14 protein-coding genes are annotated in these 12,723 nt (G+C 72.3%); 10 read left to right on the forward strand and 4 right to left on the reverse strand.

The genetic code is table 11. The annotated features are described in order from the left end of the window. Window positions 1-10 precede the first annotated feature (10 nt). Window positions 11-337, forward strand: coding sequence for an oxidoreductase (locus DSZ44_RS02205; protein WP_110850934.1), 327 nt, complete (start codon window positions 11-13; stop codon window positions 335-337). A gap of 85 nt (window positions 338-422) precedes the next feature. On the opposite strand, the gene DSZ44_RS02210 is transcribed toward DSZ44_RS02205, so the two are convergent. Next, window positions 423-1,901, reverse strand: coding sequence for a leucyl aminopeptidase (locus DSZ44_RS02210; RefSeq protein WP_110850935.1), 1,479 nt, complete (start codon window positions 1,899-1,901; stop codon window positions 423-425). A 78-nt stretch (window positions 1,902-1,979) separates the two neighbouring features. Between DSZ44_RS02210 and DSZ44_RS02215 the strand changes: the two genes are divergently transcribed. Further along, entirely contained in the window at window positions 1,980-2,333 is a 354-nt protein-coding gene (locus DSZ44_RS02215) for a hypothetical protein (protein WP_110850936.1), read from the forward strand. Beyond that, window positions 2,330-2,785, forward strand: coding sequence for a hypothetical protein (locus DSZ44_RS02220; RefSeq protein ID WP_110850937.1), 456 nt, complete (start codon window positions 2,330-2,332; stop codon window positions 2,783-2,785). The genes DSZ44_RS02215 and DSZ44_RS02220 overlap by 4 nt, the downstream gene beginning before the upstream one ends. 1 nt (window position 2,786) lies before the next feature. On the opposite strand, the gene DSZ44_RS02225 is transcribed toward DSZ44_RS02220, so the two are convergent. Both DSZ44_RS02225 and DSZ44_RS02230 read right to left on the reverse strand, forming a co-directional pair. Then, window positions 2,787-3,809, reverse strand: coding sequence for a dihydroorotate dehydrogenase (locus DSZ44_RS02225; protein WP_502530276.1), 1,023 nt, complete (start codon window positions 3,807-3,809; stop codon window positions 2,787-2,789). Window positions 3,810-3,835: 26 nt separating this feature from the next. Beyond that, window positions 3,836-4,417 (reverse strand): DUF3043 domain-containing protein, encoded by a 582-nt coding sequence (locus DSZ44_RS02230; protein ID WP_258369158.1) that lies wholly within the window; start codon window positions 4,415-4,417, stop codon window positions 3,836-3,838. A 121-nt stretch (window positions 4,418-4,538) separates the two neighbouring features. On the opposite strand from DSZ44_RS02230, the gene DSZ44_RS02235 reads away from it, so the two are divergent. The 7 genes from DSZ44_RS02235 to DSZ44_RS02265 all read left to right on the forward strand — a co-directional run bounded on the left by DSZ44_RS02235 (window position 4,539) and on the right by DSZ44_RS02265 (window position 11,583). Further along, window positions 4,539-5,285 (forward strand): MBL fold metallo-hydrolase, encoded by a 747-nt coding sequence (locus tag DSZ44_RS02235; RefSeq protein WP_110850939.1) that lies wholly within the window; start codon window positions 4,539-4,541, stop codon window positions 5,283-5,285. A gap of 33 nt (window positions 5,286-5,318) precedes the next feature. Next, window positions 5,319-6,677: a dipeptidase gene (locus tag DSZ44_RS02240; protein WP_110850940.1), complete on the forward strand. Its 1,359-nt coding sequence runs from the start codon at window positions 5,319-5,321 to the stop codon at window positions 6,675-6,677. A gap of 28 nt (window positions 6,678-6,705) precedes the next feature. After that, complete coding sequence (locus DSZ44_RS02245) at window positions 6,706-7,827, forward strand: glycerate kinase (RefSeq protein WP_181424507.1); 1,122 nt, start codon at window positions 6,706-6,708, stop codon at window positions 7,825-7,827. A gap of 74 nt (window positions 7,828-7,901) precedes the next feature. After that, window positions 7,902-8,267 (forward strand): HesB/IscA family protein, encoded by a 366-nt coding sequence (locus tag DSZ44_RS02250; RefSeq protein WP_110850942.1) that lies wholly within the window; start codon window positions 7,902-7,904, stop codon window positions 8,265-8,267. A gap of 165 nt (window positions 8,268-8,432) precedes the next feature. Next, window positions 8,433-9,314, forward strand: a complete 882-nt coding sequence (gene ctaC, locus DSZ44_RS02255) for an aa3-type cytochrome oxidase subunit II (RefSeq protein WP_441316594.1) — start codon at window positions 8,433-8,435, stop codon at window positions 9,312-9,314. Further along, the gene (gene ctaD / locus DSZ44_RS02260) at window positions 9,314-11,128 is read left to right on the forward strand and encodes an aa3-type cytochrome oxidase subunit I (RefSeq protein WP_110850943.1); all 1,815 of its coding nucleotides are present in this window, start codon (window positions 9,314-9,316) and stop codon (window positions 11,126-11,128) included. Before ctaC ends, ctaD begins: the two co-directional genes overlap by 1 nt. Beyond that, window positions 11,128-11,583: a cytochrome c oxidase subunit 4 gene (locus tag DSZ44_RS02265; RefSeq protein ID WP_258369160.1), complete on the forward strand. Its 456-nt coding sequence runs from the start codon at window positions 11,128-11,130 to the stop codon at window positions 11,581-11,583. The genes ctaD and DSZ44_RS02265 overlap by 1 nt, the downstream gene beginning before the upstream one ends. Window positions 11,584-11,992: 409 nt before the next feature. Here the strand turns inward: DSZ44_RS02265 and DSZ44_RS02270 are convergent, their stop codons facing one another. Then, a complete protein-coding gene (locus tag DSZ44_RS02270) occupies window positions 11,993-12,628 on the reverse strand; it encodes a superoxide dismutase (protein ID WP_110850944.1) in 636 nt (211 codons plus the stop codon). Between the last annotated feature and the right edge of the window lie 95 nt (window positions 12,629-12,723).

The raw sequence follows: 12,723 nt of genomic DNA on the forward strand, positions 1-12,723 counted from the left end.
CGCTTGACGCATGCGGTTGTTCTCCCGACGCAAGCACCAGGGCTCGACGAGCACCGAGGTTCCCCCCGCGCAGCGACGCGCGGAGGTCACCGCCCACTTCCGTGACTTCGTCGCGACCCGTGTCGGGGTCGAGGCGTACATCGAGCCGCCCACCCCCAACGACCCGACGACGATGGTCCTCGTCGCTCGCACGGGGGAGTGGACGCGCCGGCGGATCCCGGACCCCAAGGCCGCGTGGGCGCTGGCCCGCGAGCTGGAGATCCCCGTCTACGACGTCAACCTCACCGGCTACCCGAGCAGCATGCGCCGCTGGAGCGCCGCCCAGCGCAGGAAGTAACAACTCAGCTCTCGACGAGGGGTTGGTGCCCCTGCGTCGAGGGCTGAGGGGGTTCCCCTGCGTCGAGAGCTGAGTTGTTACCGGGTCAGCGGATGGCGGCCTTCTCCAGGACGGTCAGGAGGGTGCGCACGCCCATGCCGGTGCCGCCCTCGGGGGTGTAGCCGCGGGGGCTGCCCTCGTTGAAGGCGGGGCCGGCGATGTCGAGGTGGGCCCACGGGGTGTCCCCGACGAACTCCTTGAGGAACAGGCCGGCGACGAGCATCCCGCCGAAGCGGTCCCCCATGTTCGCGATGTCGGCCACCTGGGACTTCATCGAGTCGGCGAGCTCGGCGGGCAGCGGCATCGGCCAGAACTGCTCACCGGCGGCGCCGGCGGCGGCCACCACCTCCTCGCGCACGTCGTCGGTGCCCATGACGGCGCCCACCTGTGAGCCGAGCGCGACCATCTGCGCACCGGTCAGCGTCGCGATGTCGATGAGGAGGTCGGGGTTCTCCTCGCCGGCGGCGACGAGCGCGTCGGCCATGACGAGGCGGCCCTCGGCGTCGGTGTTGAGGACCTCGACGGTCTTGCCGCCGCGGATGGTGATGACGTCGGAGGGGCGCTGCGCGGTGCTCGAGGGCATGTTCTCGGCCAGCGCCAGCCAGCCGGTCACCCGCACGGGCAGCTCGAGGGCCGCGGCGGCGAGGACCGTGTGGAGCACGGTCGCGGCGCCGGCCATGTCCATCTTCATCGTCTCCATACCCTTGGCGGGCTTGATGGACAGGCCACCGGAGTCGAAGGTGATGCCCTTGCCCACCAGGCCCACGTGGGCCTTGGCGCGCGCGGGGGAGTAGGTCACCTTGACGAGGCGCGGGGGACGGGCCGAGCCCATGCCCACGCCGACGAGGCCGCCGAAGCCGCCGGCCGCGAGCTCCTTCTCGTCCAGGACGGTGACCTTGACCTTGGTGCCCTTGGCCCCGGCCGTCGCCTCCTCGGCGAAGGACTGCGGGTACAGGTCCGCGGGGGAGGCGTTGACGAGGTCGCGCACACCGGCCACGGCGCCGGCGACGACGACGGCGCGGGCGTGGGCCGCCTTGGCCTCCTTGGACCTCGCGACGTCCGAGACGAGCTCGAGGCGGGCCACCGGTGCGGTGCGCGTGGTGCGGTAGCGGTCGAAGCTGTAGGCGCCGAGGAGTGCGCCCTCGGCGACGGCTCCGACCTGCTCGGCCGTGGCGGCCGGGAGGGCGAGCGCGACGTCGGCGGTCCCGGCGAGGGAGCGCACGGCCGCGCCGGCGGCGCGGCGCAGCGCCTCGAGGTCCGCGCCGCCCTCGCCCACCGGGCCCACGCCGGTGAGGACGACGACGTCGGCCGCCAGGTCCTTGCCCGCCGCCACGCGCAGCACCTCGTCCGCCTTGCCGGAGACCCCGAGGGCCGGCAGCAGCGAGGTCAGCGTCTTGACGGTCGACGAGGGGAGGTCCGCGCCGGGGACGAGGACCGTCTCCTCCCCGCGCCGGCCGACGGCGACGACGACGGCGTCGGCCTGGATGCGAGCAACGTTCTTGGTGGTCAGCGTCAGTTCAGTCACGAGCCCGATGCTATCCGGACCGTCAGGGCACGTCGTGGCGCGCCGGGGCGCCGCTTCCCGCGCCGTTAGGATGACGCGGTGCTCCCCGTCGCTCTCATCGTCTCGGTCCTTGCGGCCGCGCTCGGTGTGTGGGCACTCGTCTTCGCGGTGACCGACCGCGCGGTCGTGCTGCGCCAGCTCATCGCGGGGGGCGTGGTCGAGGGGGCGCTCGTCGTCCAGGGCCTCGTCCTCGCGGTGGAGCAGGTGACGGGCTCGCTCACGAGCGACCCGGTCCTCCTGTGGGGCTACCTGCTCGTCGCGATGATGCTCCTGCCGGGAGCGGCGCTGGCGGCGTTCGTCGAGCGGACCCGCTGGAGCTCGGTCGTCCTGGTCGTCGCGGCCTTCACCATCATCGTCATGGAGCTTCGGATGTGGCAGCTGTGGCAGGCATGAGCAAGCAGCCGGTGCACGCCGCACCGGCCACCGACGACCGCCCGCCCGCCCGCGGTGCCGGGCTCCTCGTCGTCGCCGTCTACGTCGTCTTCGCGCTGGCGGCCTCCGCCCGCGCCGGCGTCCAGCTCGTGAGGGACGCCGCCGAGGCACCGCTCGCCTACGGGCTGTCGGCCTTCGCGGCCCTCGTCTACGTCGCCGCCGCGGTCGCCCTCGCCCACAACGGGCGCCGCATGCGCCGCCTGGCGTGGACGGCCGTGACCATCGAGCTCCTCGGGGTCGTCGCCGTCGGCATCCTCAGCGTCGCCCAGCCCGGTCTCTTCCCCCGCGACACCGTGTGGTCGCACTTCGGCAGCGGGTACGGGTACGTCCCGCTCGTCCTGCCGGTCCTCGGCCTCTTCTGGCTGTGGCGCTCGAGCCCCGGACGGGTGGCGCGCGCCAACGAGGGCCGCTGACTCAGCGGCGCCCCAGCGCCCGGTTCACCGCGCCCGGCCACGACGGGCCCTGGTAGACGAAGGCCGAGTAGGCCTGGAGCAGGTCCGCGCCGGCGTCGAGCATCGCGCGCGCGGAGGCGACGTCGTCGATGCCGCCGACGCCGACGACGACGGCGTCCGGGCCCAGCCGCGCCCGCAGCAGCCGGACGACCTCGAGCGCGCGGGGCCGCAGCGGGCGACCGGACAGTCCACCGGGACCGTGGTCGTGCGCGATGGTCGTGTTCGTCGCGACGACGCCGGCCAGCGACAGCTCGGTGACCAGGTCCGCGACGGCCGCGACGTCGTCGTCGGAGAGGTCGGGGGCCACCTTGACGAGGACCGGGACGCGGCGGGCCGCGGCGGCGTCCGCCTCCCGCTGCACGGCGGTGAGGATGGGGCGCAGCGCGTCGACCGACTGCAGGTCACGCAGGCCGGGGGTGTTGGGGGAGGAGACGTTGACCGTGAGGTAGTCCGCCCAGCGGGCGAGGAGCCGGGCGCTGGTCGCGTAGTCGCCCACGGCGTCGTCCACGGGCGTCACCCGCGACTTGCCGATGTTGACCCCGACGACGACGGACCGTCCCCGGCGGGTGCTGCGCAGGGCCCGCAGCCGCTCGGCCGCCGCCTGTGCGCCCGCGTTGTTGAAGCCCATCCGGTTGCGCAGCGCCCCCTCCTCGGGGTGGCGCCACATGCGCGGACGCTCGTTGCCCGGCTGGGCGTGCGCGGTGATGGTCCCCACCTCGACGTGCCCGAAGCCGAGCATGTCCATACCCAGCACCGAGCGGGCGTCCTTGTCCATCCCCGCCGCCAGCCCGAGCACGCCCGGGACCGGCCGGCCCAGCGCCGTCGTCACCCGGGTGGCCGGCGGGCGTCCGAGCGTGGCGCGCACGGCGTGGGCCGCGAGCGGGGTGGCCGCGACGCCACGGACCAGACGCAGCGCGAGCTCGTGAGCCCGTTCGGGGTCGGTGCGGAGGAGGAGGGACCGGAAGACCAGGCGGTACAGGCGCACCCCGCAAGGGTAGCCAGCCGCGCGGGTCAGTCCCGCCGCTCGCCCCGCTTGACCTGCGGCTTGGGCGCGCGGAGGAACCGGGGCTGGAAGAGCCGGCTGAAGGCGTAGATGCCGGTGAACCGCGGGATCTGGTCCTCGTCGAAGCGCGCCTTGAGCTTGCGCTTGATGACGAGGGACAGGCCGATCGCGAAGGCGAGGGAGATCGCGAAGGCGACGTACATGACGACCATGCCGATGACGGCGACCTCGGGGACGACCGACGCGAAGAAGAGCAGGACGATCGAGGCCATCGCCAGCGGGAGGAAGTACTCGCTGGGGCTGAAGCGCGCGTCGACGTAGTCGCGGACCCAGCGCCGGACCGGGCCCTTGTCCCGCACCGGCAGGTAGCGCTCGTCACCGGTACGCATGGCCTCCTGCTGCTTGGCGTACAGCTCGTTGCGGCGCTTGCGCTCCTCCGCCTTGGCCACCTTGCGGTCGGTCGGGACCAGCGGACGCTGGTTGCGCGCCTGGGCCTCCTTGCGCCTGGGGGTGGGGCGGCCCTTGCCCGCGGGCGTCACCTCCGGCGCGGGGGCGGGCGCCGGGGTCTCCTTCTTGCTCCGTCCGATCACCCCTCGAGGGTAGTCGACCGCGGGCGCTGCCCGGGTGCGGCGCCCGGTGGTCCGGGCGATAGTGGACGGCGCGGCGTGTCCCGCACAGGCGCCGAGGCCCGACCGACGAAGGGGAGCATCCATGAGTGCCACCGTCCGCGAGGTCGCCCCCGGCGTCCACCGCGTCGCCCACGCGCACGTCAACTGCTACCTCGTCGAGGACGACGACGGCGTCACGCTCGTCGACGCCGGCCTCCCCGCGGTGTGGCGGCCGCTGGGCGAGGCGATCCGGGCGATCGGCCGCCGCCCCCGTGACCTGCGGGCGCTCGTCCTCACCCACGCGCACTTCGACCACGTCGGCGTGGTCCGCAAGGTCCAGGGGCGGGGCGTGCCGGTGTGGGCCGCGGCGGCGGAGCACCACCTCGTGGCCCACCCCTTCTCCTACGCCCACGAGAACCCGCGGGCGATCTACCCCGTCCGCCACCCGGCGGCCGTGCCGATCCTCACCGCGATGCTCCTGGCGGGGCTGCCCCTCGTGCGCGGCACCACCGGCGTCCGGACGCTGCAGACCGGCGGGATCCTCGACGTGCCCGGCCTGCCGCACGTCATCGCCACGCCCGGGCACACCGCCGGGCACGTCGCCCTCCACCTGCCCGACCGCGACGTCGTCATCTCCGGTGACGCGCTCGTCACCCTGGACCCGTACACCGCGCGGACCGGCCCGCGCATCGTCGCCGGCGCGGCGACGGCGGACTCCGCCCTCAACCTGGCGTCCCTCGACGCCATCGCGGACACCGGCGCCGGCACGGTGCTGCCGGGGCACGGTGAGCCGTGGACGGAGGGCGCCCGCTCCGCCGTCGAGCACGCCCGCGCTGCCGGCCCCGTCTGACCCGGCGCCCGCAGCCGCGGCTAGGCTGCCCCGGTGACCATCGAGGACCTGACCACCCGCACCGCCGCCGAGTTCCCCAGCATCCGCAGCGACCTCGAGTCGCTCGTGCGCATCCCCAGCGTCTCGGCGCCCGCCTTCGACGCCCAGCACCTGGAGGACAGCGCCGCCGCCGTCGCACAGCTCTTCCGCGACGCCGGCCTGCCCGAGGTCGAGGTCGTGCGGGTCACGGGGCCCGACGGCCGCCCCGGCGCCCCCGCCGTGCTCGCCCACAGGCCCGCGCCGGCGGGCGCCCCCACCGTCCTGCTCTACGCGCACCACGACGTGCAGCCGCCCGGCGACGCCGCCGCGTGGACCTCGGCGCCCTTCGAGCCCACCGAGCGGGACGGACGGCTCTACGGCCGCGGCGCCGCCGACGACAAGGCCGGGATCATGGCCCACGTCGGGGCGCTGCGGGTGCTCGGTGACGAGCTCGGTGTCGGTGTCACCGTCTTCAGCGAGGGCGAGGAGGAGATCGGCTCCCCGACGTTCCGCACCTTCCTCGAGACCTACCTCGACCGGCTGGCCGCCGACGTCATCGTCGTCGCCGACTCCTCCAACTGGAAGGTCGGCGTCCCGGGCCTCACCACGTCCCTGCGCGGGCTCGTCGACTGCACCGTCGAGCTGACCGTCCTCGACCACGCCGTCCACTCCGGCATGTTCGGCGGCCCGGTCCTCGACGCGCTCACGCTCATGTCGCGCCTCGTCGCCACCCTTCACGACGACGACGGCAACGTCGCCGTCCCCGGCCTCGTCGCCACCGACCACGCCGCCGTCGACTACCCGGAGGCGGACTTCCGCGCCGACGCCGGCGTGCTCGACGGCGTCCGCCTCGCCGGGACCGGCCCGCTCGCCGCGCGGCTGTGGACCAAGCCGGCGATCTCCCTCATCGGCCTCGACGCGACGAGCGTGGACCACTCCTCCAACACCGTCATCCCCGCCGCCCGCGCGAAGCTGTCCATGCGCATCGCGCCCGGGCAGGACCCGGCGGCCGCCGAGCGCGCCCTGCACGACCACCTCGTGACCAACGCCCCCTTCGGCGCCCGCGTCACCGTGACGCCGGGGGAGACCGGGCAGGCCTTCCAGGCGCCCGAGGACTCCGCCGCCATGCAGGCCGCCCGCTGGGCCTTCACCACGGCGTGGGGCACCGAGCCGGTCGACCTCGGCGTCGGCGGCTCCATCCCGTTCATCGCGGACCTCGCCGAGGTGTACCCCGAGGCCGCGATCCTCGTCACCGGCGTGGAGGACCCCGACTCCCGTGCCCACTCGGAGAACGAGTCGGTGCACCTGGGCGAGCTGGAGAAGGTCGTCCTCGCCGAGGCGCTGCTCCTCGCCCGCCTCGCCGACCGCCTGTGACCGCGCCCCGTCGAGGCCAGGAGGTCGCGTGCGTCTGCTCGTGAGCCCCGGCGCGCTGTCCGGTGCGCTGAGCGCCGCACAGGTCGCGGCCGCCGTCCGGCGCGGGTGGCTGCGCACCGCCCCGGACACCGAGGTGCGCGCCCTGCCGATGTCCGACGGCGCCGCGGGCCTGCTCGACGCCGTCCACACCGCCCGCGGGGGACAGCTCGTCTCGGTCACCGCGCGCGGACCGCTCGGGGAGCCGGTGCCCGCCACGCTGCTCCACGTGCCGGGCACCGGCGGTGGGACCGCCTACGTCGAGGCCGGCCAGGTGCTCGGACGCCAGCTCGTCCCCGCGGGTCAGGAGCTGCGGCACGCGGAGGAGGGCAGCAGCGCCGGGCTCGGTGAGCTGCTCCTCGCCGCACGGGACCTCGGCGCCGGGCGCGTCGTCGTCGGGCTGGGGGAGTCCGCCACCCACGACGGCGGTGCGGGGCTGGTCCGCACCCTCGCCGGTGCCTCCCCGGAGGCGGACATCGACGGGGACGTCCTCGCGTCGGCGCACCGTGTGCTGGCCGGGGCCGACGTCGTCGTCGCCGCGGCGACGCAGGTGCCGCTCCTGGGCCTGCACGGTGCCGGCGCGCTGCTCGCGGACCGTCTCGGGTCCGCCGAGGCGCAGCGGCTGGACACCCGCACCGGTGAGCTCGCCGCGCGCCTGGAACGCCTCGGACGCGGGCTGCCCGCCCGTCCGACCCTCCTGCCCGGCGGCCACGAGCACGGCGGGCCCAGCCGCCCGGGCCGGGCCGACGGGGCCGGTGCAGGGGGAGGGGCGGCCTACGCGCTCACCGTCCTGGGCGGGCGGCTCCTCCACGGCCCGGACGTCGTCGCGACCGCCGTCGGGCTGGCCGAGGAGATGGCACGCACCGACGTCGTCCTCACGGCCACGGCGGTGCTCGACGCTCCCGCGGTGGACGCCTCCGTGGTCGCGACGGTGGGCCGAGCGGCCATGGAGCTGGGGCTGCCCGTCGTCGTCCTCGCCGAGGAGGTGCACACCTCCCGGCGGGAGGTCGCACGTGCGGGGATCAGCGCCACCTACGAGACCGGGCCCGGCGGCGTCGACGCGCTGGAGGAGTGGGCCCGACGTCTTGCGCGCACCTGGGCGCTCGGGGCGTAGGCTGGACGGGAACAATCGCGGCCGCGCCGTGGTTGGCCCGGTTGTACTGCCCCAAAGACAGCGGAGATGTGAGCATGAGCGAGACGACGGCTACGACGCCCACCGAGGTCCCGACGCACGAGATCGAACTCACCGACGTCGCCGCCCAGAAGGTCAAGACCCTGCTCGCGCAGGAGGGTCGTGACGACCTGCGGCTGCGGATCGCCGTGCAGCCCGGCGGCTGCTCCGGCCTCATCTACCAGCTCTACTTCGACGAGCGTCTCCTCGACGGTGACGCCGTGCGCGACTTCGGCGGCGTCGAGGTCATCGTCGACCGGATGAGCGTGCCCTACCTCGCCGGCGCGACGATCGACTTCGCCGACACCATCGAGAAGCAGGGCTTCACGATCGACAACCCGAACGCGGGCGGCTCCTGCGCCTGCGGCGACTCCTTCCACTAAGGACACGCCACAGGCGGACCTTCGCCGCGGCCCGTTGGGACCAGGGTTACACCCCTGGCCCGGCGGGCCGTTTCGCGTACCAGGGCAGTGTTCGCGGTAAGGTGACCGAAGGGACGTAGGTCCTGTCTGAAATGCCCTAAACGCGTCGTGTCGGAAGGTCTTGAAGTGCGATCACCGTCCTCCGGTAGCCGCTCGCCCCGCGGGTGGCGACTGGTAGTCCTGGGCCTCGTGGCGGCCCTCACCCTCGCCGGCTGTGCCGAGCTCGGCGCCCCGCAGAACGGCTTCCTGCCCTCCCAGCCAGGCCTGACCGACAAGACCGAGACGATCATCGACCACTGGAGCGGCGCCTGGGTCGCCGCCCTCGCCGTCGGTGTCATCGTGTGGGGCCTGACGATCTGGTGCGTCGTGGCCTACCGCAAGCGCAAGAACGACAACGCGCTGCCGGTCCAGCTGCGCTACCACGTGCCGCTGGAGCTCATGTACGTCGTCGTGCCGATCCTCATGATCGGGGTGCTGTACTTCTACTCCAACCAGGTCACCGACGACCTCACCGACGTGAGCGAGGACCCGGACCTCACGATCCAGGCCTACGGCAAGCAGTGGAGCTGGGACTTCAACTACCTCGACGACGGCGTGTTCTCCGAGGGCGGCCGCGTCCAGCTCACCGGTGAGGAGGGTGTCGAGGAGACCCTCCCGACCCTGTACCTGCCGGTCGGGGAGACCGTGGAGTTCATCGTCGACTCCCGCGACGTCCAGCACTCGTTCTGGATCCCCGCGTTCCTCTTCAAGATCGACATGATCCCGGGCCACACGAACTCCTTCCAGGTCACCCCCCAGGAGGAGGGCGTCTACCAGGGCAAGTGCGCCGAGCTGTGCGGGGAGTTCCACTCCGAGATGCTCTTCAACGTCGAGGTCGTCGACCGCGAGACCTACGACGCCCAGATGGACGCGCTGCGCGAGGCCGGCAACGTCGGTGTGCGCGGTGAGGAGTACAACCGCGTGTACGACCAGCGCGGCTACCTGCAGGACGGAACGGGGAACAACTGATGGCCACCACCGACGAGGCACGCACCGAGCTGGTGCCCGGGCTGCGGCCCGAGCGCCAGAGCCTGGGCCGGACGGTCGTCAGCTGGGTCACCTCCACCGACCACAAGGTCATCGGGTACCTCTACCTCATCACCGCCTTCGGGTTCTTCCTCATCGGCGGCGTGCTGGCGATGGCGATGCGCCTGGAGCTCTTCGACCCCGGCATGACGCTGTTCCAGTCCAAGGAGCAGTACAACCAGTTCTTCACCATGCACGGCACGATCATGCTGTTCCTCTTCGCGACGCCGCTGTTCACGGGGTTCGGGAACGTCTTCGTGCCGCTGCAGATCGGCGCCCCGGACGTCGCCTTCCCGCGGCTCAACATGTTCGCCTACTGGCTGTTCCTCTTCGGCGGGCTCATCGCGCTGGCCGGCTTCCTCACCCCGAAGGGCGCGGCGAGCTTCGGCTGGACGGCCTACACCCCGCTCTCCCTCGAGCCGTTCTCACCGGGGCTGGGCGGGAACCTGTGGGTCCTCGGCATCGGGCTGACCGGTTTCGGCACGATCTTCGGATCCGTGAACTTCATCGCGACGATCATCACGATGCGCATGCCCGGCATGACGATGTTCCGGATGCCGATCTTCACCTGGAACATCCTCATCACCTCCCTGCTCGTCCTCATGGCCTTCCCGATCCTCGCGGCGGCGCTGTTCGGCCTGGCCTTCGACCGCATCCTCGGCGGGCAGATCTTCAACCCGGAGAGCGGCGGGGCGCTGCTGTGGCAGCACCTGTTCTGGTTCTTCGGCCATCCTGAGGTGTACGTCATCGCGCTGCCGTTCTTCGGCATCATCAGCGAGGTCCTGCCGGTCTTCTCCCGCAAGCCGCTCTTCGGCTACAAGGGCATCGTCTTCGCGACCATCGCGATCGCCGCCCTGTCGATGACCGTGTGGGCCCACCACATGTACACGACCGGCGGCGCGCTGCTCGACTTCTTCGCCCTCATGACGATGCTCATCGCCGTGCCCACCGGCGTGAAGTTCTTCAACTGGATCGGCACGATGTGGCGCGGCAAGCTCACCTTCGAGACGCCGATGCTGTGGTCGCTGGGCTTCATCGTCACCTTCCTCTTCGGTGGCGTCACCGGCATCATCCTCGCCAGCCCGGCGATGGACTTCCAGGTCCACGACTCCTACTTCGTCGTCGCGCACTTCCACTACACGGTCTTCGGCACCGTCGTCTTCGCGATGTTCGCGGGCTTCTACTTCTGGTGGCCGAAGATGACCGGGCGGATGCTCAACGAGCGTCTCGGCAAGGTGCACTTCTGGATGCTCTTCCTCGGCTTCCACGGCACCTTCCTCATCCAGCACTGGCTCGGCGCGCAGGGCATGCCCCGCCGCTACGCCGACTACATGGTCGAGGACGGCTTCACGCTGATGAACCAGGTCTCGACCGTCGGTGCGGCGCTGCTGACGCTGTCGACGCTCCCGTTCCTGTGGAACGTCTACGTGACCTCCCGTGGTCCGCGCACCGTGTTCGTCGACGACCCGTGGGGCTTCGCCAACTCCCTCGAGTGGGCTACGAGCTGCCCGCCGCCGCGGCACAACTTCACCTCCCTGCCCCGTATCCGCTCCGAGCGTCCGGCGTTCGACCTGCACCACCCCGAGGTCGCGGCGATGGACCAGGCGGCGGTCCCGGACCAGGGCGTCCTCGAGCAGGCGCTGGGCGACGCCCAGCGCACCGGTGGCGGGGACGCCGCCTCCCAGCCGCAGCCGGGACACACGTCCACGGCCACGCTCGAGCGTGAGGACGACGACGAGAAGAAGGGCAAGGCCTGATGGCACGCGAGCACGACCGCGCACCCGGCGAGCAGTCCGCCGAGCACCCCAAGCCCCTGAGCGTGGAGAAGTGGCTGTTCATCGCCGGTGTGGGCTTCTTCCTCCCGGTCTCGCTGCTCTACGGCTTCTGGACCGGCTGGGAGCCGATCGGTACCGTCGCCCTGTTCCTTCTCGTGGGGCTTTACGGGCTCTCCGGCTTCTACCTGGCCCTGCTCGCCCGCCGCGTCGACCCGCGCCCGGAGGACAACCCGGTCAGCGACGTCGACGAGCACGCCGGTGAGATCGGTGTGTACGCGCCGCACTCGTGGTGGCCGCTGGTCCTCGGCGTGGCCGCGGCGGTGACGTTCGCCGGCGTGGCGATCGGCTGGTGGATCTTCGGGATCGGCGTCGTCATCGGCGTCATCGGTCTGGTCGGCCACACCTACGAGTTCTCCCGCGGTCAGCACGCCCACTGAGCTGATCTCACGTCCCCACGGGCGGCACTCCACCCGGAGTGCCGCCCGTCGGCGTCTCTACGACCACGCAGCCTGCCGCCCACGCCCGCACCATGCGCCCCGTGGGCCACTGTGCGCCCCGTCTACGGGGCGCATGGTGGAAGCAGCGGGCGCACGGTCGGGGAGCGTGTCCGGCTGCCGCGAGGCTCCCTCTGGGCACCCGCCGCGACCACTGTGCGCCCGCCGGGACCACTGTGCGTGTCGTCTACGAGGCGCACGGTGGCCCGGCGGGCGCATCGTGCGTCCGGGGCGCGCTGTCGCGCGTGCCGGGGCGCGCGCGAGCCGGGGGCCGCGCGGGCGGTGCCGCGGGACGACGAAGGCCCGGTAGCCCCCAAGGGAGCTCCGGGCCTTCGCGGGCGTCAGGGACGCGTCAGACGACCGTGACGGGGGTGATGAGGCCCGCCGTCTGGGTGCGTGCGCGCTCGAGGCGAGCGGCGACGTCGCGCCAGTTGACGATGTTCCAGAACGCCTTGACGTAGTCCGCCTTGACGTTGAGGTAGTCGAGGTAGAAGGCGTGCTCCCACATGTCGAGCATGAGTACCGGGGTCAGGCCGAGCGGGACGTTGCCCTGCTGGTCGAAGAGCTGGAAGATCGACAGCTTCTGCCCGATGGAGTCCCAGGCCAGCACGGACCAGCCGGAGCCCTGGATGCTCGTCGCGTTGGCGGTGAACTGCGCCTTGAAGCCCTCGAAGGAGCCGAGCTGGTCCTTGATGGCCTCGGCCAGCTCGCCCTCGGGCTCGCCCCCGCCCTCGGGGGAGAGGTTGTTCCAGAACACCGTGTGGTTGACGTGGCCACCGAGGTTGAAGGCCAGGTTCTTCTCGTAGAGGTTGATCGCCGCGTTGTCGCCGCTCTCGCGCGCGGCGGCGAGCTTCTCGAGCGCGGTGTTCGCGCCGTCGACGTAGGTCTTGTGGTGACGGTCGTGGTGCAGCTCCATGATCTTGCCGCTGATGTGCGGCTCGAGGGCGCTGTAGTCGTACGGGAGATCCGGCAGGGTGTACACGGTCATGTGTCCTCCTCAGGGTCGTCCCGGTGCGGGTGCACCGGCGTACATACGGCATGTGCCCGGCAGTGATGCCGGGCACATGCACTCATGGGTCTAAC

The organism is Georgenia satyanarayanai (assembly GCF_900116375.1).
GTDB classification, from domain to species: Bacteria; Actinomycetota; Actinomycetes; order Actinomycetales; family Actinomycetaceae; genus Oceanitalea; species Oceanitalea nanhaiensis.